The organism is Kocuria subflava (assembly GCF_012163155.1).
Classification (GTDB): Bacteria; Actinomycetota; Actinomycetes; order Actinomycetales; family Micrococcaceae; genus Kocuria; species Kocuria subflava.
The window spans coordinates 21,410-45,364 of record NZ_JAAVUN010000010.1; the positions used below are offsets into that span (position 1 = coordinate 21,410).

Sequence of the window (23,955 nt, forward strand, 5' to 3'; positions counted from 1 at the left end):
AGTGGCCCGGGTTCCACAAGGGAATCCGGGCCACTGGTGGGAAGGCCTCAGCCTTATTCGGCGTCCGCGCGCGGTGCTGCAGCCGGTGCCGAGGCTCGGCGTGAGCGACGCGGCTTGCGGGCTGACGGCTGCTGCGGGCCACGCTCCCCCAGCGAATCCGCCAGGGAATCCAAGGACGCAACAGCTGACTGGTCGGACCCTGCCGGCTGTGTGGAGGGTGCCCCACCGGAGCCGTAGGGCAGATCAATCACCTGCCCGTTGATGGTCACCTTGGACTGGTCCTCCCTGCCACCGGTCACGGCCACCGCAGTCCCCGCGGTCACCGTCACGGCCGCAACAGCCGGGGCATCAGCCTTCTCCGGTGTCCCCACGGGGGCGGCAGCGCGCCTGGCCCCACGGGTACGACGACGCGGCTGTTCCCGTTGCATGGGTGCCACGGGTTCCGTGTTCTGCTTCTTGGCTGGCTCTCCCTTGGCTGCGGCCTCCTTCGGGGCATCCGCGCCCGCAGAGTCCGCGCCTGCAGAGTTCGCGACCGCAGAATCCGAGGAGGATTCCGTGGTGGGTTCCGGCGCAGCATCACGGTCCCGGCCCTCGCCCTCAGAGGATGCGGTGCGGTTCTCCGAGTCGTTCTGACCACGGTTGCGGGAGCGCTTTCCACGGCGCTTACGACGACGCTTGTTGCCCTCTCGGCCGTCATCCGGACCGGTTTCTCCGCCCTGATCCGTGACCTCAGCAGTCTCCGATTCCGGCTCGGACTGCTTGGAACTTCCGGACTTCTTACGCCGCTGCGAGCCCTTGCCCGCACCAGCACCATTGGCTTCCGCAGACGTCTCCCCGTTCTCCTGGACGGTTTGGGAATCATCAGTGCCAGCACCCTCGGCGTCCTTGGCCGGTGCGTCGTCGTCGTGATGAGAAGCCGAGGCAATGGCTGCAAAGGCGTTTCGGGTGGCCTGGGCGCGCTTGGCCTGCTCGGGATCCTCCGGTGCGGCAGAGGAGTCACTGCCCGCGCTGTTCTGATCCGAGGAGGAATTGTTGGACGTGTTGGAACGGCGATTGCGCTTGCGCTCGTTGCGGTCCCGGCGGCTGGAATCCGTGGAGATCCCACCCTTGCCCTTCAACGGGTGGTCATGGATCACCACACCACGGGAATCGCAGGCCTCACAGGGCTCGGAGAAGATCTCCAGCAGGCCGGTACCCATGCGCTTGCGCGTCATCTGCACCAGACCCAACGAGGTCACTTCCGCCACCTGATGCTTGGTGCGGTCCCGCCCCAGGCACTCCACCAGTCGGCGCAGCACCAGGTCACGGTTGGCTTCCAGCACCATGTCGATGAAGTCGATCACGATGATCCCGCCGATGTCGCGCAGCCGCAGCTGACGCACAATCTCCTCGGCGGCTTCCAGGTTGTTCTTGGTGACCGTCTCCTCCAGGTTGCCACCGGACCCGGTGAACTTTCCGGTGTTGACGTCCACCACGGTCATGGCCTCGGTGCGGTCAATCACCAGGGAGCCACCGGAGGGCAGCATGACCTTGCGGTCCAGTGCCTTGTAAATCTGCTCGTCCACCTGAAAGTGCTCGAACAGGTCCTCGTCCTCCGTCCATTGGGACACGCGGTCCAGCAGATCCGGGGCCACGTACATGACGTAGGCCTCGATGTTGTCCCAGGCGGCCTCACCCTGGACCGTCATGGAGGTGAAATCCTCGTTGAAGACGTCACGGACGGTCTTGATGGTCAGATCCGGTTCCGCGTAGAGCAGCTCCGGAGCCAGCGTCTTGCCCTTGGCCGACTTCTCCTGGATCTGTTCCCACTGGGAGCGCAGCCGGTTGATGTCGTTGGTCAGTTCCTGCTCGGACGCACCTTCAGCCGCGGTGCGCACGATCACGCCGGCGCCTTCCGGCAGGTGATCCTTGAGGATCTTCTTCAACCGCTGCCGCTCAACATCCGGCAGTTTGCGGGAGATGCCGGTCATGGAACCACCCGGGACGTAGACCAGGTAACGGCCCGGCAGGGAGACCTGGCTGGTCAACCGCGCACCCTTGTGCCCCACAGGATCCTTGGTGACCTGTACCAGCACGGAGTCGCCGGGCTTCAAAGCGTTTTCGATCCGTTTGGCGGAACCCCCCAGATCGGCATCGTCCCAGTTGACCTCACCGGCGTAGAGCACCGCGTTGCGGCCCCGTCCGATGTCCACAAAGGCGGCTTCCATGGACGGCAGCACGTTTTGCACCTTGCCCAAGTAGACGTTGCCGATCAGCGAATCCTGCTGGGTGTGGGAGACAAAGTGCTCCGCCAACACGCCGTCTTCCAGCACGCCGATCTGAATGCGGTCATCCTTCTCCCGCACCACCATCTTGCGCTCCACCGATTCACGGCGGGCCAAGAACTCGGCCTCGGTGATCACCTGGCGGCGGCGTCCCGACTGACGCGATTCACGACGGCGCTGCTTCTTGGCCTCCAACCGGGTGGATCCCTTGACGGATTGCACGGTGGTGGGCGCGGAGCTGTCCACCACGCGACCGGTGCGGATGCGGGTGACGGTTCCAGGGGGATCGTCGTCGTTGCCGCCCTCCAGTTCCATGTCCACGGATCCACGACGACGCCGCCGCCTGCGCTTGCTGGTCACCCCTGCCCCGGGCTCAGGATCCTCGAACTCGGCTTCCTCTGCGGCTTCAGCTTCCTCGATGGCGGCCTGACGGGCTTCCTCCCGGGCCACGGCAGCGCGCTCGGCAGCAGCCTTGATGGCGTCCGTGTCCGGGGCGTGGAACATCAACGACGTGGCGGACGCGGCGCTGAACACGGCGAAGGGGTCAGCTTGGCCGGGTGCGTCGTCTGAATCAGCTTGGTCGTTGGAGTCGGTCTGTGCGTCCAAGTCGGTCCGACCGTCCGCGTCCGCCTGGTCGTCGGAGTCGGTCTGCTCTTCCGATCCTGCCTGCTCGTCCGACTCGGTCTGCTCGTCGTCGTCGCTCTCGGGGGCGTCCTCCGGGGAGTCCGCCGATTCGGGCGACTCGGACGATTCCGCAGATTCCGAGGAGTCGGCAGACTCCACGGATTCCTCTGGCTTCACGGCCGGATCTTCTGCTTGCTCCTCGCCGTCGGCCGGGGCGTCGCTCACGGGCGCCTCATTCTCAGGCGCCTCAGTTGAAAGAGTCTCGGTCGACGGTGCCTCCGTCGACTCGTCCAGGGGCAACTCGGTCTGTGCGACGTCCTGCCCGCCCCGGGCCTCGGCCTCCTGCAACGCCTGGTACGCCGCCTCAGCGGGCGATTCGGCAGGGGTTTCTGCCTGGATCTCGGCCGGAGCTTCAGCAGAGGCGTCCGCGGGAGCCTCCGCGGCAGGTTCGACGGGCGTAACGGACGCGGCGACGGTGGGTGTGTTCGAGGTGTGCTCGTCGGCGGGGAACTCTGAGCCTTCGCTCGCTTGATTCACCTGGTCGTTGGTCATGTATTCGCCATGTTCCTGCGGGTAGCACCGTCTACACCCGGTGGCCCGCCGGTCGGTGGCGCCGTGCGGGGCCCCTGAGGGTCGCGCGGCTGCCAGAAGTCGTCGTGTGCTCCGTGCGGGGCGCGGTGGTAACCGACCTGCCGCACGGGCCGTCCGGTGTGCCGAGCCACCGGGCCACCTGGAAACAGTGGCACTCGGGCGGTCTTGACCCCGACGGACGCGCTCGATCTTTCTGAGAGCTGCTGTCCACCGGGCGTGCGATCGGAACCGGTACGGATCACACACCGGGTGCAGCCGATGCGTGACCGGCTTCATTCTGGCACATACAACCCACGGCAACGTGTTCAGCGCGTACTCAAGCACCGCGCCTATGATCACGATGTGATGACGAAAGCCACCGAAAACCACAACCAGGCCGCCCTGGACGAATCCGATCCCACATCGCGCCTGCCGCGCGGGGACAGAACCTGGGCCCTGCTTGCGTTGATCACCGCAGGACTTGGCCTCTACGCCTCGATCTCCCTGGTCATCGAGAAGTGGGCGATCGTGCAAGATCCCCTGCACGTGACGGCGTGTGACATCAACGCCACGTTCTCGTGCGGCACCGTGATCCGGTCCTCCCAGGCCAACCTGCTGGGCTTCCCCAATCCGTTCATCGGCCTGGTGGCCTACACGTTGGTGATCGTGATCGCGGTAGGCGTGCTGGCGGGGGCCCGGTACCGCGCTTGGTATTGGTTGGGCTTGCTGGCTGGTCAGATCCTGGGCCAAATCTTCCTGCTGTGGCTCTGGACCCAGGCAACCTTCTCCATCAACGCCCTGTGCTTGTACTGCATGCTCGTGTGGTTCGTGCACCCGGTCCTGTTGATGGCCACGCTGGCGCGCTGCGTACGCACCGGAGCGCTCCCGGCCCCGGACGGTCTGCGTGACACCACACGGATCTGGGCGCCGGCTCTCGTGGTCCTGGTCTGGCTTGTGGTCTTCGGTTCCGTGCTGGTGCGTTTCTCCGGCACCATGTTCGGCTGACCCGACACCCCTCTCAACGCCGCGAACCCTCGCGAAACTGCTCGATCAACAACTGATCGGCGAGTTTCGCGAGGGTTCGCGGCGTTGTGAGGTGGTTCAGGCGAACCAGATGCCGATTTCGCGTTCCGCGGACTCCGGGGAATCCGAGCCGTGCACGATGTTCTTCTGCACCTTTTCGCCCCAGTCACGGCCCAGGTCACCGCGGATGGTACCCGCAGCAGCCTTCACGGGGTCCGAGACGCCGGCCATGGCGCGGAAGGACTCGATCACGGAGTCGCCTTCGAACACGGCTGCGACCACGGGGCCGGACATCATGAACTCGACCAGCGGTTCGAAGAACGGCTTCCCCTCGTGCTCGGCGTAGTGGGCCGTCAGGATTTCGCGGGTCGCATCCAGCTTCTTGAGCTCGACGAGCTTGAAGCCACGCGCCTCGATGCGGGCCAGGACCTGCCCGGTCAGGTTCCGCTCGACGCCGTCCGGCTTGACCAGGACAAGGGTGCGTTCCGTCATGGACGAATCTCCTTCTTGACGTGACGGGCCGGTGGGTCCCCGGCCGTCGGTTGTTCGGCGGCGCGATGGCGCCGCTCAGATCCACGGGTCAGCCTACTGTGCGCACCCACCCGCCTTCCGGTCCGGGCACCCCACGGTTGAGGGGACGACGGCGGTCTCAGGGCTCCGTACCGGGCGGTGGCATGAGGCGGTCGTAGAACGCCGCGCGGAATACGCCCTTGGGGTCCAGGGTGTCGAGCATGTCCAACGCTTCCCGCCAAGCGGGGAACTGGCCGGGGATCCCCTCCTGCAACTCGTGGTCGTCGGTCCAGGCACCGGCCGCGGTGTGGGCGAAGCGCTTGGACCATTCGGGTCGTGCCACGCCGAGGTTCGAGGGCAACGCCATGAACCAGGCGTCCAGTTCCGCGAAGAACTCCCCCGTGTTCGGCGTGCCCGGAAGGTTCAGCACGTCCAGCCAGACGGCCGTGTCCAACTCGGGTCGACCCGGCACCGGTAGCGCCGAGGACAACGACGGCGTAACCGCCCCCTCCACACCAATGTCGCCCGGCTGGTCCAGCCCCGTCACGCGGATTTCGCACACGTTGTTGGCCGGGTACAGACCCCGGTTCTTGTACGCGTCGATCAGGCCTTGGTAGTGCGTGGTGAAGTCCGCGACCACCCGTTGCACCTGGGCGCGGCTGGTGATGACCACGTGGCTGCCGGCGGAGAGCAGCAAAGTCGTGGGCCGCACGAAGTGGATGAAGTTCTTCGCCTCGCCCCACATGTCGAGCGCCCCGGTGGCCACCAGTCCCGCACGGGTGGCATGCAGCATGGTGTCCGTGGCCGTTGGGGTCAGGGACCGCGCCCCTTGCGTGACTTTCGTGATCAGGGAAACGACCTCGGACGGCAGCTGGTCCGCGAACGGGTAGTTGAACGGCGCGAACCGTTGGCTGGAGAACAGTGGCTTGGTGGGTGTCACCTGCCAGGTCTGGACCCACGGGTACTTGGTCATGGCGTACCAGATCACCCCGACCCGACCGCGCCGGTCCAGCAGGGAGCTCAGGGACCGCGACGCCGCGGCCTCCGGTGCGGCGAACAGCTCCTTGGCGGGGATCAGCGTGGTGTTGCGGCAGCGCAGGTTGTAGTTGGCCACGGTCTGCAGGACCACTTCGGTGACGAACGCGCGCCCCACGTGGGCCAGCAGCGGCGCAATCTCCGACTCCGTCCGTTGAGAGGTCCGGAGTCGGTATCCACCCGCGGCCTGGTCCCACACCACGGCGGTGAGTTCCACGACAGCGTTGGACAGGGTGCCGTACGTACCACCGACCGGGCGTTGCTCTCCTGCGGTGGGCAGGTTTGGTGCCGTGGCCGTTGACGGCCAGGACGCCACCGACGGTCACGTCCCCGGGAGCCGGCGCTCCGACCAGGCTGCGGCCTTGCCCGGACAGGTAAGCCATGACCTGTCCCATTTCGGCACCGGCCTGCAGGCGCACCCGTTCGCCGTCGTCCATGCTCATGGCTGCCAGACCCGTGGTGTCGACGACGACCACCTTGGCGTCCGCGGACGTTCCCCCCGTCACCACCAGCGGTGACCAGGTGTGGCCGTAGCCGCGCGGGCGGATGCGATAGGCAGCGCCGGCGGCCCAGTTGACGATCTCCTCGACCTGCCCCGGAGTGGTGACCTTGCACGTCCACCGCTGGTCCGTGACCACCGTCCCGTCCCAGTTCTTGAAGACGTCGCGGTACAGACTCACAGTCCCGGGGAAACCGGGCGGGGTGTCAGCGGCCTGGGCGTCGGTGGGCGTCACGACGCCGATCAGGCTCCAGGTTCCGGCCAACGCCAACCCGCCTTTGACGAGATCACGGCGGGTGACCCCGACCCCCTGTGCGCATGGTTGATTCAGGTCCGGTTTCCTTCTCCTGGTGGCTTCTCGTGCTGCCTGCTGGTGATGCCTGACTGGACACTCTCAGTCGAACTGCGCGGCCCAGTCGCACAAGGCCTGCCCGGCCACGACCAGGTTGTGCGCGAACTCTGCGACCCGTTCAGCGTGATCGGCCCGGTGATTGATGACGTACTCGAACCCGTCGTCGTACTTGATGTAGCCGATGCCCAGGCCGTGCGGGAGGCTCGGGGCGAAGGCGTACCGGTCGATCGGTTGCGATTCGCCCAGGGACGTGGTGGAGAGGAAGTCCTTTCCGAGTGCCTGGAGGCCGGGGCTTTCGAGGAACGCAAGGTCCTCCCCCGTCTGTTCGGCCATCATCCGCAGGCCGAACAGATGCCGGTCAACTCCCGCCCCGCGCTTACATGCCTTGATCCAGTCCCGGTGAGCATCCAGGACGTCCCTGAACTGATCGAGCGTGGCGGAGTTCTCCAGCAGCGCACGCGCGAACGTGACGGCCTGGGGCGTCAGCGGGCGCAGGCATTCCGTTCGACCGGCCTGGAACTCCCGCATGTCCACGGACTCGTAGACGCTCCGCACGCGGCCGTAGGTTGCCAGTTGGGCGTAGGTCATGAGCAGCTGGGCCACGGCGTCGTCGCTGACTCTGAGACCAAGGCGCGTCAGGTCGGTACGTGGGGCGAACGTGGACAGCACGCCGTAGGGTGCGCTCGCCTCCCGGTACTCCGCCACATGCGCCTCAAGTCGCCCGCGGAAGTCGTCGGTCATCGACCAGACGAGTTCCCGCGGCTCCTGGACGTCGGCCTGCTCCGGGCTGGAATCCTCATCGGCGAGGTCGAGCTCCTGCATCCGCGCGACGGCGGCCCGCACGGTGGCGCCGTCGGCCGCGCTGTGCTCGAAATGGATGGCCAACCAGTCGCTGGTCAGGGACAGCTCGTAGGTGATGGGCTTGTACGCCCAGGCGTGGCCGGGTTCGAAGGCGAGGTTGCGCAGGCGATCGAGGTCACCCTGTGGAGCCCCGTCCTCGGTCTGTACCATTGCACCGTGGCTGTCCTCGGCGTCGTCCAGGACATGGAGGACGAACAGCATGTCCGTGAGGTGGGCGTAGACCTCGGCGTTCTCGGGCGAGCCCAGGAGTTCTTCGAGCATGGGCCCGGCGACCTCGCTGCCCAGGTACGAAAGACCCGTGAACCCGGCAACAGTTGCCGGCACGGCGTCCTCGAACGGCGACGACTCCGGGTCGGTCGCTCGATCGATGATGCCACTCACGACGTCGCGAATGGTCGCGGACGGCAGGATCCGACCGTCGTCGTCAGCAACAGGTGCCAGAAAGAGCCGCCCATGGAAGAGCACGCCGATGCAGGCTCGTGACGGCGAATCCGACGGACGACGGGCCTCGTCGCGTCCTGCCTGAGGATGGCGCACTCCACCGCTGAGAATCTCCCACTGGTCCATGTCCAGGGTGGTCCCGCGAGGATCCACCTCCACGGGTGTTTCACCTCGACGTTGCAGCAGGTGAATGGTTGCCGCTCGGTGGAGGAAGTCCGCTGCACGCTCCAGCCCCACAGCACTCGGGAACCCGGCCAGTTGAAAGGACACGCTCGTGGTCAAGGGCAAGGGCGTTCGCGTGTCCAGGTAGCTCTGGGTCCACGCATCCGAAAGGTAGGAGGCGCCGTGGCGGGCTTGTTCCTCCGCAAAGGCCTCGAGACGTGCTTGCAGTTGGGCACCGGGGCTCGCGCCGAATCGGTCCACAACACCCGGGAACTCGGCTGCAGTCTCGGCTTCAACGACGGGCTCGACCGTCGAGCCCAATCGTTTCAGCGTGTCGGACAGCGGCGGAACCGGGAGGAACTTGGACACGATCATCTGCCTTTCATCCGGGCCCCGCGCACCCCACGGCGCAGACCGACCCACCGAGTCACCACAGCTTTGTAACCACGCAACTTCTTGATGTGGAGCCTACCCACGGCCGGCGAAGTGGACGATTTGCTACGGCCAATGCAGGGCAACCCGACGTACGGCCCCCGAGGCCAAACGAAGTGTCTGGCCACGAATAAGTCGGCGCCGCTCGTAGGCCCGAAGCGCATCCGCCGGTGCCAGCGTGGACAAGCACTGCGCCAACGTTGCGGCGTCCACCAGGGCTTCACAGGCTCCGCGCCCCAGGTTCGGCGACATGGCATGTGCGGCATCGCCGACGAGCACGTGGCGTCCGCGGACCAGACTCCGCAACATCGGTGTCTCCACGATGGGGTTGACCAGGGTGTGTCCCGGCTCGGCGCGCTTCAGGACTGTGTGGACCGGCGTCGGAAATCCGGCGAAATGCCGACGCGACCATTCGAGTGCCTCTTCCGGGGTGGCACGGAATTCCCGTGTCGAGGCAAACCAGTTGGTTCGACCGCCGGTGTTCGGTGAGATGCCGAACAGGCTGCCTCGCCCCCAGAACTCATGGAGCCCTTGCTGGCCCGGAACCAGGTCCTCGATGCTCCCGTCCACCACCCCACGGAACGCCATGGCGCCCGTGCGACGCGCCGGACGGTTCCAAGCTGCCGCCCTGGTCACGGAATGGACGCCATCTGCCCCAACCACCACGTCTCCGTCCAAAGTGGCTGGATCGAGGATGGCGTGGGTGAACCGTTGGACGGTCGGTGGCACAGCCTCGGCAAGAACCCTCAGAAGGTCGGGTCTGGGGACCAGCCAAGAATCGTCTGGAGCCCGGGTCCGACCGATGCTGCGCCCCGCGGAGGTGGACACCGCAGCTCCGAGTGCGGGATGCGAGCACGCCCTGACCTTCTCGTCCACGCCCAGCATCTGCAATGCGCGCAGAGCATGGGGCCAGAGCCCATAGACCGTGGCCAGTTCCCGTCGGTCAGGGGCGCGTTCGTGGAGGCGGACCTCGAAGCGCTGCGGATCCAGACCTGCGGCCAGCGCAAGCCCGGCGACCCCTCCCCCGATGATGTCAATGGCGACCATGCACTGACACTACATTTGTAGTGAGGCTAGATTCAATACATGGCAACACACCGCGACAACCTGGTCGATGCCGCCATCAGGGTCCTGTCCGAAGGCGGGTCCCGCGCACTCACCCACCGTGCGGTGGACCAATCCGCCGAAGTGCCTACGGGCACGTGCTCCAACCATTTCCGCACGCGCGCGGCACTTGTCGCAGCCGTCGCCGATGAGTTGGAACGTCAGGACATGCAGATGGCGGAAGCTCTCGACGTCGCCTCCGTACGGTCCGCCGACGACGTCGCGGACCTCGCGGATGCTTTCATTACGGCTCAACTGGCCAACCCGGGACCCCAGCGGGCGCGTCTCGCCCTGGCCACCGAGCCCAGCGTGGACCTCAGCACCCATCACGACCGTCTGCGCACGCTGATGGTGGATGTCATGTCGAGCGCCGGGTTGGCCGATCCTTCCAGCGCGGCGCGCATGGCAGCAGACCATCTCAACGGAGTGCTGCTGAACGGGCTGATGCTCAGCACCCGAAAAGTGAACCCCGGCGAAGTGGCGGAAGCAGTGCGTCGTCTCCTCGGCCCGAGCAGCGTCTAACCCCCGTGCCGCGCCTGCCAGTCCAGTTCCGCCTGGTACCGCTCGGCGTTCTCCCGGTCCAGCTGCGCCCCCTTGCGGACGGCATACCACCAGAGCAGGACGAAGATCGCCCCCAGGGCGAACATGGCCGGCAGGAAGAAGCCGGTCAGCACCATCCAGACCTGCAGTACCCAACCGGCGGCCACACCCCAGGATTTCCGCAGGACCGCGCAGCACAGGATGAACAGCACCGCGAACACGGACCCGCCGATCAGGACCCACAGCCGGTGCGGGTGTTCCGGCCCCCACAGGCCGAACACCGTGAGCGCCCCGAAGAACACGACGAATGCCTCCATGGTCAGCACGGTGGAGGCGAACATCATCTTGATCGATCGCGGCTTCTTGATCTGATTGGGCCGCCACTCGCGCTGGGCCTTGGTCATTCGTGCCATGGGTCAGCCTTTCAGGATCCGGCGGGCTTCACCGGCGACGGTCACGGAGCCGGTGATCAGAACGGTGGACTCACCCTTCTCAGTTTTCTCCGTCCGTGCTGCCTCGAGCGCTTGGGTCACGGCGTCGTCGACCGTCTCCGCCGAATGAACTGAGCCCTCCGGGAATCCCAAGTCAATGGCCGCCTGGGCCAGGGTCTCCGGAGCAATGGCGCGGGCCGAGTCGGATGCGGTGAACCACCACTGGGCGTCCAGGTGCGAGTAACCGTCCATGAGTGCCTGCAGAATGCCGTCAACATCCTTGTCACTCAAGGCGCCCACCACGGCGTAGAGCCGCTCCGGGTGGAAGGTCTCCACCAGGGCAGCCGCGGAAGCTGCCACGCCGTGTGGGTTGTGCGCAGCGTCAATGACCACGGGCGGGGATGGTTGCATGAGCTCCAGGCGCCCAGGCGAGGAGGCCGCCCCCAGACCATCACGCACGATGTCCTCAGCCAAGGCCTTTTCTCCCCCGCCCACGAACGCTTCCACGGCCGCAATGGCCACGGCAGCGTTGCTGGCCTGGTACTCACCCAACAGGGGCAGCAGCAGGTCCGGGTAGGTGCCCGCCAGGCCACGCACGGTAATCTGCTGGCCACCCACACCGGGCAGCCGCTCCTCAACGCCGAACTCCACACCCTCGAACCGGAACGGGACACCCAGCTCCTGTGCCTTCTCCAGGAGGACCTGGGCGGCATCCGGGTCCTGGGCAGCAGAGACCAGGAATCCTTGGGGTTTGATGATCCCGGACTTCTCCTGGGCGATCTCCCCCGGGGTGTCGCCGAGCCGGTCCGTGTGGTCCAGATCGATCGGCGTCACCACGGACACTGCACCGTCGGCCACGTTGGTGGCATCCCATTCACCGCCCAGACCCACTTCCAGCACCATGACGTCAACGGGAGCGTCCGCAAAGACGGCAAAGGCCAGCACGGTGACCAGTTCAAAATAAGTCAGCTTGGGTGCCCCGGCCTCAGCCAACCGCGCATCCACGACGACGACGTACGGCGCGATCTCATTGAACACCCGAACGAACGTGTCATCATCCACCGGTTCGCCGTCCACGCTGATGCGCTCCGTCACGCTCTCCAGATGTGGAGAGGTGTAGCGGCCCACCCGCAGGTCCTGCGCCAGCAGCAGGGATTCGATCATCCGCGCCGTGGAAGTCTTTCCGTTGGTGCCGGTGATGTGGATGACCGGAGCAGAACGGTGCGGGTCCCCCAGGACCTCCACCATCTGCTGCATGGCATCCAGCCGTGGCGCCATCTTGTTCTCCGGTGCCCGGTCCAGCAGCAGCTGGTACACGTCCTCGACCGTCTGCGCGTCGGGCAAATCCCAAGCCTCAGCGATCACTTGCGTCGCCTCTTTCGGGAGCACTTGCATGCTCACTTGAATCGACCTTCTCCACAGACACCTCATCGTCTTGGGGCCTAGGTGGTTCAATTGAGTCAAGATCAAGAGAGCTTAGATTTGGTATTTGAACTTGAAAGTTCAGGGGGCGCATCGAAACAGTTTTCAACAACTTTGATGGAGGATTCATTTTCTCAAATATCAGTTTCCGTCCGGTAAAAGCGGATGGCATCATGTCCCGATGTTGCTGCTTCAAGAATTCAAAAGCAGGCGTCGACACCCTCCAACCGTGCACTGCGCTCGACGCCGCCAAAGAACCTTGTAATTTTCGAGTCATTCCCGAAGACGGGACGAAATCTACGACACGCGACATTGTCTCGCTCATGATTAACGAGAGATTCGGTGCGAGTTTGGTCAAAATATTTTCGTCCACGGGAATTTGAACTCTAACTATGTCGGAGACATTCAGGCCCGCGTCCTTCCGCGCCTGCTGGATGGTCCGGATCATGTCACGGGCAACGCCTTCGGCTTCGAGTTCCGGGGTGAGTTCGGTGTCCAGCACCAGGAACCCGCCGCCGGGCAGCACGGCCACGGCACCGGAACCGGCGTCGTCGGACACCACGGTCTCGAGCTCGTACTCGCCCTCCACCAATTCAACGCCGCCGGCAGTCACGGTGCCGTCGTCGTTGATCTGCCAGTCGCCGGTCTTGGTGGCCTTGATGACCGCCTGCACACCCTTGCCCAGGCGGGGGCCGGCCGCGCGAGCGTTGACCTTGATCTGCTGGGAGATACCGAAGTCTGCGGGGCTGGTCTGGGCAGCGTCCAACAGGGTCACGGACTTGAGGTTGAGCTCATCCGCGATGATCTGCTCGAAGGTCCCGGCCAGGTCCTTGCCTCCGGGCACCGCCACCGTCAGACCCGCCAACGGCTGGCGAACACGCAGCTTGTGAGCCTTGCGCAACCCGGACCCGGCCGAGGCCACGGTGCGGGTGGTCTCCATGCGCTCCACCAGAGCAAGGTCCTCATCCGAGTGCGGGAACTTGTCAGCGTCGGGCCAATCCGTCATGTGCACGGAACGACCGCCAGTGAGTCCGCGCCAGATCTCCTCGGAGATCAGCGGCAACAGGGATGCAGACAATCGCGTGGTGGTTTCCAGAACCGTGTAGAGGACGTCAAATGCTGCAGGGTCCTCGTCAAAGAACCGGTCGCGGGAACGGCGCACGTACCAGTTGGTCACCAGCTCCATGTGGTTGCGCAAAGCCTCGGCGGCACCCCAGATGTCGTAGTCATCGAACTTCTGGCCCACTTCACGCACGGCTGCCCCGGTGCGGGTCAGCACGTAGCGGTCCATCACGTTCTCGGACTCACAGCGTTCAGAGGCTTGGTATCCTGAACCGTTGTTCGCCGCATTGGCGTACAGGCTGAAGAAGTACCAGGTGCTCCACAGCGGCAGCAGCATCTGGCGGGTGGCTTCTCGGATGCCTTCCTCGGTCACAATCAAGTTGCCACCGCGCAGGATGGCGCTGGACATCAGGAACCACCGCATGGCGTCGGCGCCGTCACGGTCCAGGACCTCGTTGACGTTCGGGTAGTTCTGTAGGGACTTGGACATCTTCTGTCCATCGGAGCCCAGCACGATCCCGTGAGAGATCACGTTGCGGAACGCGGGACGGTCAAACAGAGCCGTGGCCAGGATGTGCAGCGTGTAGAACCAACCGCGGGTTTGGCCGATGTACTCCACGATGAAGTCACCCGGGTTGTGGGTGTTGAACCACTGTTCGTTTTCCATCGGGTAATGCACCTGGGCATAGGGCATGGAACCGGAATCGAACCACACGTCCAGGACCTCGGGAACACGGCGCATGGTGGCACCGGCGGCAGCGGCATCCGGGTCCGGGTGGGGCCTCGTCAGATCATCGATCCAGGGACGGTGCAGGTCCACCTGGCCGTCGTCGTTGAGCGGAAGCCGCCCGAAGTCACGCTCCATCGCCGCCAGAGAACCGTAGACGTCCCGGCGCGGGAAGCGCGGGTCATCCGACTCCCACACGGGGATGGGCGAACCCCAGTAGCGGTTGCGGGAGATCGACCAGTCACGGGCATTCTCCAGCCACTTGCCGAACTGACCGTGCTTGACGTTGCCGGGGATCCAGTTGATCTCCTGGTTCAGTTCCAGCATGCGGTCCTTGAACCGGGTGACCTCCACGAACCAGGAGTCCACGGCCCGGTAGATCAGCGGATTCCGGCAACGCCAGCAGTGCGGGTAGGCGTGGAGGTAGGAGTCCTGCTTGACCAGCAGGTTGCGTTCGCGCAGATTGCGAATGATGGTTCGCGAAACCTCGGGGTCGAACACGTTCAGCCGCGCGATCGCAGCCAACGGAGCCTCGGCGGACACCGCGGTGTCCCCGAGCCAGGGCAGGAACTCACCGGAATCGTCCACGGAAAGCACCACGGGGATGCCGTATTCGGCGGTGGCCTTCTGATCGTCCTCACCGTAGGCCGGTGCCTGATGCACCAGGCCGGTGCCGTCCGTGACGGTCACGTAATCGGCCACGATGATCTGCCAGGAGTTGGCCGCGTCCTGACCCGGCGCCGGCTCCACCAACGTGGTAGGCAGGTTGGCCAGGTAGTCCCACAGGGGCTGGTACTTCAGCCCCTCCAGTTCAGCACCACGGTGCCGGGCGACGACGGCCCCCGCAGCGGCCTCAGAATCCTCGAATCCCAAGGCCTTGGCGTGAGCACCCAACAGGGCCTCGGCCAGCAGGAATTTCCGTCCCTCCATCTCACCGGTACCTGCAACCACCACGTAGTCGATTTCCGGGCCGACCGCGAGCGCCTGGTTGGTGGGCAGCGTCCAGGGCGTGGTGGTCCAGGCCAGGGCTTCCACACCGGCCAGCTCGGAAGCCAGCTGTTGAGTGGCGGCAGCCGGGGCGTCGTCGTCGACCTTGCCGCCGGTGGCCAACTCGCCGGTCAGGCGGAAGGCGACCGTGACGGTCTGATCGGTGCGGTCCTGGTAGACGTCATCATCCATGCGCAGCTCGTGGTTGGACAGAGGGGTCTCGTCCTTCCAGCAGTACGGCAGAACGCGGTAGCCCTTGTAGACCAGGCCCTTCTTATCCAGTTCGGCGAAGGCGTGGATGACCGACTCCATGTACTCGACGTTGAGGGTCTTGTAGTCGTTCTCAAAATCCACCCAGCGGGCCTGGCGGGTGACGTAGTCCTGCCACTCGGTCGCGTACTTCATGACGGACTCGCGGCAGGCGGCGTTGAAGCGGTCGATGCCCATGGCCTCGATCTGCTTCTTGTCGTTCATGCCCAGCTGCTTCATGGCCTCCAGCTCGGCCGGCAGCCCGTGGGTGTCCCAGCCGAAGCGGCGCTCCACACGGCGGCCCTTCTGGGTCTGATACCGGGCCACCAGGTCCTTGGCGTAGCCGGTCAGCAGGTGACCGTAGTGGGGCAGACCGTTGGCGAACGGAGGGCCGTCATAGAACACGAACTCGTTGGAGCCATCCTCCCCCGCCGGGCGCTGATCAATGCTGGCCTGGAACGTGTTGTCCCGCTTCCAGTACTCCAGCACCCGCTCCTCGATCTCTGGGAAGCGCGGGGAGGTGGGAACACCCTGGGCATCAGGGTTGGTGCTCGCCTTGGGATACAGCGGCTGGTTCACTTCGCGTACGTCCTTGCCTTGGCTCATCTCCGACCAGTCACCTGATCGGCCGGGCTGCAAGGACGCCACCGACCCGGTTGGGTCGGCCACGCGGTACCACCTCGCTTGCACCCACTGAAGATTCACGACGACGGACGCGGTGCGTGCCGTAGTGACTCCCCAAGCGGATGCCGCTTGATTGCAGGCTGTCACGGGCCTGACCCGTCCGGTTCTACTGAGCCCGCTGAACGTGGCGGCGGACCGTTCTTCCGAAGAGCTCCCCGGTGATGGCCGGATCAACGCCAAGTCGGGTCAAGTGTACGTGGTGAGGGCCTGCGATTCACGCCAGAGGGAGGGCCCCGTCGGCTTTCATGTCAGTCCTGGTGCCAGTCCAGGACGTCGAGGCCCTGCCCCAGAGCCTCACGGAGTCGACGCAGATCCCGGGCGGACGGATTGACCACATGCGGTGTGCGGGCCGCCATGAGCAACGGGAGATCCGAGTGGCTGTCCGAATAGGCGTGCTCCACCGGCAATTGCACGCCCAGGGCCTCAAGGGCCCGCAGTTTGGCGATTCCGCGCACGGGTTCTACACGGCGAGGGAACCGCCATCGGCTTCGGACCATGGTCGACGCAACCACCTCGACTCCGACGAGCCCGGCCTCCTCGCACACTGCCTGCGCCACGGGCGCAGCGCAGGCAGTGACCACCAGCACTCGGTCGCCCCCGTCGAGATGGTCCTGCACGCAGGCCAATGCCGGTGCGGACGTCCGCCCACCGGCAGGACCCGCGTGCTCGGCAGCGAACGTACGCGCCTCCGCCTCATAGGTCGGATCGTCCAAACCCACGGAGGCCAGCCAGATCAGGTACCTCTCGGCGGCCACACGCGTGCGTCGCAACGCCCACGCGGGGATCCAGGCGGGTGCCGTGAGGACGGTCGCGGCTGCCCGCAGTAGGTTGCCTGAGATGCGGGCTTTGAGGAACCGGGCGAAGGAGTCGCCCGCCACCAAGGTGTCGTCCAAGTCGAACACCACCACACGCTGCCGGAAGCAATCGTCGTCCGGGGCACCGTCCGTCGTCGTCATGGGCTCAGCCTATGTCCAGCGCAGGGCCGGGCTGTGGGACCATGGTCGGCAGCCAACATCCGTCTTGACTTCTTGGAGGCCGCAGCTCCATGGCCCAGCGCATCGTCCGCGTCACCTGTCCCGACCGTCCCGGCTTGGTGGGCACCATCACCACCGCCTTTGCGGACCGAGGTATGAACATCCTGCAGCTGGACCAGTTCACGGATGGCGATGCGCTCCCCCAGACTGGCGCCCCGGTCCACGGTGCCTCCGGCGGGTCTTTCTTCTTCCGCGCCGTGCTTGACTCCTCTGCCGAACGCACCCCGAACGACGACGCCGCAGACGCCGAGTTTCACCGCCTCCACGAACGGTTGACCAACTCCCTGGATGCCTCCACGGTGGAGATTCAGCCTTACCCGGCCACCTTGCGTGTGGCCGTACTGGCCTCCCAGACGGATCACTGCCTGGTGGAAATGATCCGCCGCGCACAAACGGGTCAGCTGGCAGGAGAGGTGGTCAAGGTGATCTCCAATCACGATGTCCACCAGGCCCTGTGTGACTTCCACGGCATCCCCTACCAGGTGGTTCCCAACGCAGATCTCACGAAGGAAGAACATGAGGCAGCGGTCCTGGCGGCCATTGGTGACGACGTCGACGTCATTGTCCTGGCCCGCTACATGCGCATCCTCAGTGACGACTTCCTGCAGAAGGCCCCCACGCCGATCATCAACATCCACCACTCGTTCTTGCCGTCATTCATCGGCGCCAACCCGTATCAGCGCGCGCATGATCGCGGCGTGAAGATGATTGGTGCCACCGCGCACTACGTCACGGCTGATCTGGATGAGGGCCCGATCATCGAACAGGACGTGGTCCGGGTGGATCACCGCCACACCAAGCAAGAACTGGTGAAGTCCGGGGCGGACGTGGAGCGCAATGTGCTCTACCGCGCTGTGCGCGCCCACTGCGAGGGACGGATCTTCTTGGATGGGGACCGCACGGTCGTCTTCGGCTGATAAGCCGCCCAACAACCTGTAGCCCTCTGGACGAACCCTCACGGCACTACGCCATCAGTCGCTGATGGCGTAGTCCCGTGAGGGTTCGTCGGAGCACCAACAACTCAGCCCTTGCGGATCACCTTGTGCTGGGCCGCTTGGGCCACGGGGCGCAGCGTGATCAGGTCCAGGTTCACGTGATGCGGCAGGTTCAACGCATATGCGCAGACGTCTGCCACATCCTCTGAGGTCAGAGGCTTCTCAACACCGGCGTAGACCTTGTTCGCCTTGGACTGGTCCCCACCCAGGCGCATGAGCGAAAACTCCGGGGTGTGAACCATGCCCGGTGCCACCTCAATCACTCGCACGTTGTGCTCGGCCTCTTCCAACCGCAACGCCTGCGTCAGCGCCCGCTCACCGGACTTGGCCGCGTTGTAGCCGGACCCACCCTCGTAGGCGTGTTCGGCCGCGGTGGAGGTCAGGTTCAAGATGGTGCCCTCCCCGTTCTGGCGCAGCGCCGGGAGGAAGGCGCGAACCACACGCATGGTGCCCATGACATTGACCTGGAACATGAACTCCCAGTCCTGGTCTTGAGCTTCCCCCACCGGGTCCGTGCCCCGCGCACCGCCGGAGATGTTCACCAGGGCGTCAAGGGTCCCGGACTCGGAAAGAACTCGGTCCCGCAAGGCCTCAACCTGGCCTTGGTCCGTCACATCAGTGGCCACAGGCACCACACCGGTCTCCTGGGCCAGCGCCTCCAACCGGTCCGCACGACGAGCCACGGCGTAGACCGTCCAACCGTCTGCTCGGAGTTTCCGTGCCGTGGCTTCTCCGATTCCGGTGGATGCACCGGTCACCACGGCCACCGGGTGCCGTTCGTGGTCGTTGTTCGTGTGCCCTGTTGCTGTGGTCTCAGTCATGGTGACCACGGTAGCGCGTGCAGCGCGCGTCATGGAGGCCATGAACGGTGGTGGATCGGCTACTGTAAGGCGGCTGCGTTCCTGCAGCGAACCGCAAGAACAGGGGGAACCGTGGCACAGCACGGCACCGAGGTCACCGCTCGCATCCAAGGCAGCACCAGCGCCTACGCCGAGTTGATTTTTTCCGTGGCAGCCGCAGCCGGGCCGCAGATTGTGGAGGAGGAGATCAACTGCACGCTGGACGGTCAGCGTGTGGAACTCACGGAGATCGAATCTGTGCACGGAACCCGTCTGCACAAGGCGGTTGTTGAGGCCGGCCAGGTGGACTTCACATACCGCGCCGTTGTCGGCACCGCTGGGGCATCAGCTGACTTCGACGACAACCAGGACATCCTCTATCGCCGACCCTCGCGCTACAGCGAGTCCGACAAACTGACACCCCTCGGCAGTGAACTCTTCAAAGGCCTCAAAGGTCAGCAGGCTGTCCAGGCTGTGAGCGACTGGGTGCACAAACATCTCAGCTACGTGATTGGCTCCTCCATCCCCACCGATGGTGCCGTGGACACCTACCTGGCCCGCAGCGGCGTGTGCCGCGACTTTGCCCATCTGAGTGTGGCCCTGCTGCGCGCCTGCCAGTTGCCGGCCCGGCTGGTCTCCGTGTACGCCCCGGGTCTGAGCCCCATGGATTTCCACGCGGTGGCAGAAGTCGCCGTGGACGGCCAGTGGCAGGTGGTGGATGCAACTCGATTGGCTCCCCGTCAGTCGCTGGTGCGCATTGCCACAGGCCGTGACGCATCCGACACTGCGTTCCTGACCTCCCTGCACAGCGATTTCGACCTGGCCTCCATGAAGGTCACCGCCGTGGCGCTGGACGGGCTGCCCACTGACGACCACTCAGGTCCAGTCAGTCTCTGAGGCCGGTCACCCCGCCTGGTAAGCCAGCCAGTCCCGCAGAATTAGAGCGTGGTTGTGCTTGGTGTCCTTGGCGTCGTACAGCAGCGTGACTTTGGGGTGGCGCTCGATCTGCGCGGCCAGCTCAGCGGCTGCTGAATTCTCCTCCAGCTCCGCTCGGTAGCGCTCCACGAATTCCTCCCACTTGGCCGGCTCATGGTTGAACCACTTGCGCAATTCCGGGGACGGGGCTGCCTCGGGCACACGGCAGCCCACATCGGCCTTCGCCTTGGACAGCCCCCGCGGCCACAGCCGGTCCACCAGAATCCGCACACCATCCTGTTCCTGGGGTTCTTCACGCACACGCTTGATCACGATTTCGGTCATGCCCGCACGCTACCCCCGCCTAGTCAGCCGCTACTTGACGTCAGTCACCTACGCTGGAACGACGACGACGAAAGTGAGCCCATGTCCCAGGCTTCCCGCACCCAGCTCCCGGTCCCGGCTGACCGACCCAAGTCATCGGATGATCTGCCCACAGGTGCCTGGCTCACAGAGCTTCACGAGGATGGATACCGTCCCTTCACATGGTCATCCAGGAGCGGGTGGGTGCCGGTGGGGATCGGCGTCGTGGTTCTTGTGGCCACACTCCTGATGGCCGGGGCCATGTGGGACCGAATTCCGGACCAGGTGCCGTTGCACACCGGCGCGGACGGCCAGGTGACGCGTTGGGGCGAAAAGACCGTGACCAACGTGCTGATGGCGCCGCTGGTGGGTGGCGGAGCCATTCTGTTGTCCATGGCAATCATGCTGGCCGTGATGTCTGTGTCCCGTTCACGCCCCTCCACGGGTGTGGTGCAAGACGCCGAGAGCCTGGGCACCATGATCCGGCAGGCCGCCACCATGACCGTGATCATGCGAAGTTTGAGTTGGTCGCTTCTGGCATTCCTGGTGGTCATCTGTGCCCTGGAGATTCCGCGGTGGATCAGCGGATACCACGCTGCATCTCCTGTCTGGTTGTTCGGTCTTGCCACCTTGGCTGTGGTGGTGCTGCCGGTCCTGATGGGCCGCCAGGTACGGCCGATGATTGAGCAAGAGCTCGCCGCTTTGGCCGTGCCCCTGGGACCGGGCACTGGACGTGAGCTGCACGCCTGGCGTTTTGTGACCGTTGTGGATGACCCCGATGCTCCGTTGTGGATACCGTTCGACATCCCGCGCAGCAATTACACGGTCAACATCGCCAAGCCTGCAGGCAAGGTCCTGGCAGCTGGTTTGGTGCTGTTCCTCCTGACACTGGCCGGTTTCCTCCTGCTGACCCCGGTCCTCTTCCCCGCCCAATAGTCCCCTCCCCTTCTCCCGCCGAGTAGGCCGTTTGATCGCTCCTGACCCACTCAGGGGCGATCAAACGGCCTACTCGGCGGAGGAGCGGGGCGGCGTGCGGAGCTCAGCACAGTGACAACGCGGACACCCCACGGGCGCGTGTGGATCCCCGCAAACATGAAAGACTGGCCCGCATGGCTGAAAACACGCAGGGCACAGACACGCCCACCACCGTGAACTACCCGGACAAGCCCGCATTGGAGGGTCTGGAGGAGAAGTACTCGCAGCAGTGGCGCGAGCACGGCACATTTGCCTTCAACCCGGACACCACCCGCGAGCAGGTCTATTCGATCGACACTCCCCCGCCCACGGCCTCCGGCTCTCTGCACGTGGGACACATGTTCTCCTACACGCAGACGGACGTGATCGCCCGCTACCAGCGGATGACCGGCAAGAACGTGTTCTACCCACTGGGTTGGGATGACAACGGTCTGCCCACTGAGCGCCGCGTGCAGAACTACTACGGCGTGCGTTGCGATCCCACGTACTCCTACGTGGAGGGTTACCGTCCCCCGGAGAAGCCCGCCAAGAACCAGCGGGACTGGGATGTGGTCTCCCGCAAGAACTTCATTGAACTGTGTGAAGAACTGGCGGTCGAGGACGAGAAGGTCTTTGAGCACCTCTTTGCCACCCTGGGGCTCTCCGTGGACTGGGACCGCACGTACCGCACCATTGATGATCACTCCCGCAAGGTCTCCCAGCTGGCTTTCCTGAAGGACCTTCAGGCCGGTAGCGCCTACATGGCAGAGGCCCCCACCATGTGGGACGTCACGTTCCGCACCGCCGTGGCTCAGGCTGAGATCGAGGACAAGGAACGCGAGGGTGCCTACCACCGTGTGTCCTTCCACCGTCCGGACGGCCAGAAGGTTTTCATCGAGACCACCCGCCCCGAACTCCTGCCCTCCTGCGTGGCGCTGGTTGCCCACCCGGATGATGAGCGCTACCAGGAGTTGTTCGGCACCACGGTGCGTTCGCCGCTGTTCGACGTCGAGGTTGAGGTCAAGGCCCACCCCCTGGCCCAGCCCGACAAGGGCTCCGGCATTGCCATGATCTGTACGTTCGGTGACCTCACCGACGTCACCTGGTGGCGCGAACTGGAGCTGCCCACCCGCGCGCTGATCGGCCGTGACGGGCGGTTCGCCTCCGAGAACCCGGAGTGGATCAACGACGGCGCCCCCGCCGAGCGCTACGCCAACGTTGCCGGCAAAACCGTGTTCTCCGCCCAACAGGCCGTGGTCGAGATGCTGCGTGACTCCGGTGATCTGGAAGGCGAACCCACGAAGATCACCCACCCGGTGAACTTCTACGATAAGGGCGACAAACCCCTGGAAGTCGTCACCTCACGCCAGTGGTACATCCGCAACGGCGGCCGGGACGCCGGGCGTCGTGAAGCCCTGATCAACCGCGGCCGGGAAATGACCTGGCACCCCGGCTTCATGCGCTCCCGCTACGAGAACTGGATCGAGGGCCTCAACGGCGACTGGCTGATCTCCCGTCAACGCTACTTTGGCGTGCCCATCCCGGTCTGGTACCCGCTCAACAACGACGGCGACCCCGACTACGCGAACCCGATCCTGCCCAGTGAGGACCAGCTGCCGGTGGATCCTGCCGCGGATGCAGCCCCCGGTTTCACCCAGGATCAGCGTGACGTGCCTGGCGGCTTCACCGGGGATCCGGATGTCCTGGACACCTGGGCCACTTCCTCGCTGACTCCGCAGATCGCCACCGGCTGGGCCGTGGACGAGGACCTGCACAAGGTCACGTTCCCCATGGACCTGCGCCCCCAGGGTCACGACATCATCCGGACCTGGCTGTTCTCCACCGCCGTGCGCTCGGATTCTTTGGAGAACTCCGTGCCGTGGACCAACACAGCGCTCTCCGGATGGATCCTGGACCCGGACCGCAAGAAGATGTCCAAGTCCAAGGGCAACGTGGTGGTCCCCAACGAGGTCCTGGAGAAGTACGGCTCGGACGCCGTGCGCTACTGGGCCGCTTCTGCCCGCTTGGGCGCGGACACCGCCTATGACGAAGGTCAGATGAAGATCGGGCGCCGCCTGGCCATCAAGTTGCTCAACGCCTCCAAGTTCGTGCTGGGCCAGGGCGTCACGGAAGCCTCCGTGATCGGCGGGGACCTGGCTGACGCAACCGATGCCTCGGTGCTGACCAACGGCTTGGACCGTGCCCTGCTGGCACGACTGCGCGAAGTGGTCACCCGGTCCTCGGGGGCGTTCGCCCAGTACGAATACGCCCGGGCGCTGCAACTGACCGAGTCCTTCTTCTGGACCTTCACGGACGACTACGTGGAGCTGGTCAAGGACCGCGCCTACGGTGCTCGCGGGGAGGCGGAGCAAGCCTCCGTGCACGCAGCACTGGCCACCACCCTGGACACATTGCTGCGCCTGTTCGCACCGTTCATCCCGTTCGCCACGGAAGAGGTCTGGTCCTGGTGGCGAGCCGGTTCGGTGCACCGGGCACAGTGGCCCACCGCGGAGTCCTTTGCCACCACCGTGTCTGAGGCCGACCCCGGTGTGCTCACCACCGTGGGCCAGGCACTCTCCGGGCTGCGAAAGTCCAAGTCCGAGGCCAAGGTCAAGCAGCGTACGGAGGTCCTGTCAGCGACCATCACCGGCACCGCCGCCCAAGTCGCGCTGTTGGAAGTTGGTTTGGAGGACCTGAAGGCCGCGGGCAACGCGCGGGAACTGACCCTGGCAGAAGGCACCGTTGAGGACGGCGGGCTGCTGGTCACCGACGTCGTTCTGGCCGAGCCGGAGGAAACCCCGACCGGCTGACGACCCGGCCGAAACGCCGAGTTCGGGGTTGTTCCGCCTATCAGATGAGATAGGCGGAACAACCCC

General features: G+C 65.2%; 17 protein-coding genes and 1 pseudogene. 6 read left to right on the top strand and 12 right to left on the bottom strand.

The genetic code is table 11. From position 1 onward, the window contains the following. Nucleotides 1–53: 53 nt before the first annotated feature. On the bottom strand, nt 54–3,440 hold the full coding sequence (locus GTW58_RS06510; RefSeq protein WP_232818005.1) for an Rne/Rng family ribonuclease: 3,387 nt from the start codon (nt 3,438–3,440) through the stop codon (nt 54–56). 384 nt (nt 3,441–3,824) lie between these two features. Between GTW58_RS06510 and GTW58_RS06515 the strand changes: the two genes are divergently transcribed. Then, complete coding sequence (locus tag GTW58_RS06515) at nt 3,825–4,463, top strand: vitamin K epoxide reductase family protein (protein ID WP_119932713.1); 639 nt, start codon at nt 3,825–3,827, stop codon at nt 4,461–4,463. A 96-nt stretch (nt 4,464–4,559) separates the two neighbouring features. On the opposite strand, the gene ndk is transcribed toward GTW58_RS06515, so the two are convergent. The 5 genes and pseudogenes from ndk to GTW58_RS06540 all read right to left on the bottom strand — a co-directional run bounded on the left by ndk (nt 4,560) and on the right by GTW58_RS06540 (nt 9,820). Then, nucleotides 4,560–4,973, bottom strand: coding sequence for a nucleoside-diphosphate kinase (gene ndk, locus GTW58_RS06520; protein ID WP_119932714.1), 414 nt, complete (start codon nt 4,971–4,973; stop codon nt 4,560–4,562). 157 nt (nt 4,974–5,130) lie between these two features. Continuing rightward, nucleotides 5,131–6,243: a cholesterol oxidase substrate-binding domain-containing protein gene (locus GTW58_RS06525; protein ID WP_157980470.1), complete on the bottom strand. Its 1,113-nt coding sequence runs from the start codon at nt 6,241–6,243 to the stop codon at nt 5,131–5,133. A 127-nt stretch (nt 6,244–6,370) separates the two neighbouring features. Next, nucleotides 6,371–6,760: pseudogene (locus GTW58_RS15100) on the bottom strand (FAD-binding protein); the annotation flags it as partial. A gap of 159 nt (nt 6,761–6,919) precedes the next feature. Then, entirely contained in the window at nt 6,920–8,716 is a 1,797-nt protein-coding gene (locus GTW58_RS06535; RefSeq protein ID WP_209436408.1) for a choline/carnitine O-acyltransferase, read from the bottom strand. Between the two features lie 123 nt (nt 8,717–8,839). Continuing rightward, nucleotides 8,840–9,820 (bottom strand): FAD-dependent monooxygenase, encoded by a 981-nt coding sequence (locus GTW58_RS06540; RefSeq protein ID WP_119932716.1) that lies wholly within the window; start codon nt 9,818–9,820, stop codon nt 8,840–8,842. A 39-nt stretch (nt 9,821–9,859) separates the two neighbouring features. On the opposite strand from GTW58_RS06540, the gene GTW58_RS06545 reads away from it, so the two are divergent. Then, nucleotides 9,860–10,399 (top strand): TetR/AcrR family transcriptional regulator, encoded by a 540-nt coding sequence (locus tag GTW58_RS06545; RefSeq protein ID WP_119932717.1) that lies wholly within the window; start codon nt 9,860–9,862, stop codon nt 10,397–10,399. Here the strand turns inward: GTW58_RS06545 and GTW58_RS06550 are convergent. The 4 genes from GTW58_RS06550 to GTW58_RS06565 form a co-directional block, all read right to left on the bottom strand. Then, entirely contained in the window at nt 10,396–10,830 is a 435-nt protein-coding gene (locus GTW58_RS06550) for a DUF4233 domain-containing protein (RefSeq protein WP_119932718.1), read from the bottom strand. The two genes, GTW58_RS06545 and GTW58_RS06550, sit on opposite strands and share 4 nt — an antisense overlap. Nucleotides 10,831–10,833: 3 nt before the next feature. Further along, nucleotides 10,834–12,210: a bifunctional folylpolyglutamate synthase/dihydrofolate synthase gene (locus tag GTW58_RS06555; protein WP_232818013.1), complete on the bottom strand. Its 1,377-nt coding sequence runs from the start codon at nt 12,208–12,210 to the stop codon at nt 10,834–10,836. Continuing rightward, nucleotides 12,203–15,901, bottom strand: a complete 3,699-nt coding sequence (gene ileS / locus GTW58_RS06560) for an isoleucine--tRNA ligase (protein ID WP_280842282.1) — start codon at nt 15,899–15,901, stop codon at nt 12,203–12,205. The genes GTW58_RS06555 and ileS overlap by 8 nt, the downstream gene beginning before the upstream one ends. A 326-nt stretch (nt 15,902–16,227) precedes the next feature. Beyond that, nucleotides 16,228–16,935: an HAD family hydrolase gene (locus tag GTW58_RS06565; protein ID WP_119932720.1), complete on the bottom strand. Its 708-nt coding sequence runs from the start codon at nt 16,933–16,935 to the stop codon at nt 16,228–16,230. Nucleotides 16,936–17,024: 89 nt separating this feature from the next. Between GTW58_RS06565 and purU the strand changes: the two genes are divergently transcribed. Then, on the top strand, nt 17,025–17,930 hold the full coding sequence (gene purU, locus GTW58_RS06570) for a formyltetrahydrofolate deformylase (protein ID WP_119932721.1): 906 nt from the start codon (nt 17,025–17,027) through the stop codon (nt 17,928–17,930). A 104-nt stretch (nt 17,931–18,034) separates the two neighbouring features. Here purU and GTW58_RS06575 read toward each other — a convergent pair whose 3' ends face one another. Further along, nucleotides 18,035–18,829 carry an SDR family oxidoreductase gene (locus tag GTW58_RS06575; protein ID WP_119932756.1) on the bottom strand — a complete coding sequence of 265 codons (795 nt, stop codon included), beginning with the start codon at nt 18,827–18,829 and terminating at the stop codon, nt 18,035–18,037. 111 nt (nt 18,830–18,940) lie between these two features. On the opposite strand from GTW58_RS06575, the gene GTW58_RS06580 reads away from it, so the two are divergent. Beyond that, nucleotides 18,941–19,744 carry a transglutaminase-like domain-containing protein gene (locus GTW58_RS06580; RefSeq protein WP_119932722.1) on the top strand — a complete coding sequence of 268 codons (804 nt, stop codon included), beginning with the start codon at nt 18,941–18,943 and terminating at the stop codon, nt 19,742–19,744. Between the two features lie 6 nt (nt 19,745–19,750). Here the strand turns inward: GTW58_RS06580 and GTW58_RS06585 are convergent, their stop codons facing one another. Continuing rightward, the gene (locus GTW58_RS06585; protein WP_119932723.1) at nt 19,751–20,107 is read right to left on the bottom strand and encodes a DUF488 domain-containing protein; all 357 of its coding nucleotides are present in this window, start codon (nt 20,105–20,107) and stop codon (nt 19,751–19,753) included. Nucleotides 20,108–20,188: 81 nt separating this feature from the next. On the opposite strand from GTW58_RS06585, the gene GTW58_RS06590 reads away from it, so the two are divergent. Beyond that, on the top strand, nt 20,189–21,061 hold the full coding sequence (locus GTW58_RS06590) for a DUF1648 domain-containing protein (protein WP_119932724.1): 873 nt from the start codon (nt 20,189–20,191) through the stop codon (nt 21,059–21,061). A gap of 173 nt (nt 21,062–21,234) precedes the next feature. Further along, nucleotides 21,235–23,889 (top strand): valine--tRNA ligase, encoded by a 2,655-nt coding sequence (gene valS / locus GTW58_RS06595; protein WP_119932725.1) that lies wholly within the window; start codon nt 21,235–21,237, stop codon nt 23,887–23,889. Nucleotides 23,890–23,955 lie beyond the last annotated feature (66 nt).

Coding starts and splice junctions, on each gene's coding strand:
- GTW58_RS06510 (WP_232818005.1), bottom strand. CDS start 3,440: ATGACCAACGACCAGGTGAATCAAGCGAGCGAAGGCTCAGAGTTCCCC.
- GTW58_RS06515 (WP_119932713.1), top strand. CDS start 3,825: ATGACGAAAGCCACCGAAAACCACAACCAGGCCGCCCTGGACGAATCC.
- ndk (WP_119932714.1), bottom strand. CDS start 4,973: ATGACGGAACGCACCCTTGTCCTGGTCAAGCCGGACGGCGTCGAGCGG.
- GTW58_RS06535 (WP_209436408.1), bottom strand. CDS start 8,716: ATGATCGTGTCCAAGTTCCTCCCGGTTCCGCCGCTGTCCGACACGCTG.
- GTW58_RS06540 (WP_119932716.1), bottom strand. CDS start 9,820: ATGGTCGCCATTGACATCATCGGGGGAGGGGTCGCCGGGCTTGCGCTG.
- GTW58_RS06545 (WP_119932717.1), top strand. CDS start 9,860: ATGGCAACACACCGCGACAACCTGGTCGATGCCGCCATCAGGGTCCTG.
- GTW58_RS06550 (WP_119932718.1), bottom strand. CDS start 10,830: ATGGCACGAATGACCAAGGCCCAGCGCGAGTGGCGGCCCAATCAGATC.
- ileS (WP_280842282.1), bottom strand. CDS start 15,901: ATGAGCCAAGGCAAGGACGTACGCGAAGTGAACCAGCCGCTGTATCCC.
- GTW58_RS06565 (WP_119932720.1), bottom strand. CDS start 16,935: ATGACGACGACGGACGGTGCCCCGGACGACGATTGCTTCCGGCAGCGT.
- purU (WP_119932721.1), top strand. CDS start 17,025: ATGGCCCAGCGCATCGTCCGCGTCACCTGTCCCGACCGTCCCGGCTTG.
- GTW58_RS06575 (WP_119932756.1), bottom strand. CDS start 18,829: ATGACTGAGACCACAGCAACAGGGCACACGAACAACGACCACGAACGG.
- GTW58_RS06585 (WP_119932723.1), bottom strand. CDS start 20,107: ATGACCGAAATCGTGATCAAGCGTGTGCGTGAAGAACCCCAGGAACAG.
- GTW58_RS06590 (WP_119932724.1), top strand. CDS start 20,189: ATGTCCCAGGCTTCCCGCACCCAGCTCCCGGTCCCGGCTGACCGACCC.
- valS (WP_119932725.1), top strand. CDS start 21,235: ATGGCTGAAAACACGCAGGGCACAGACACGCCCACCACCGTGAACTAC.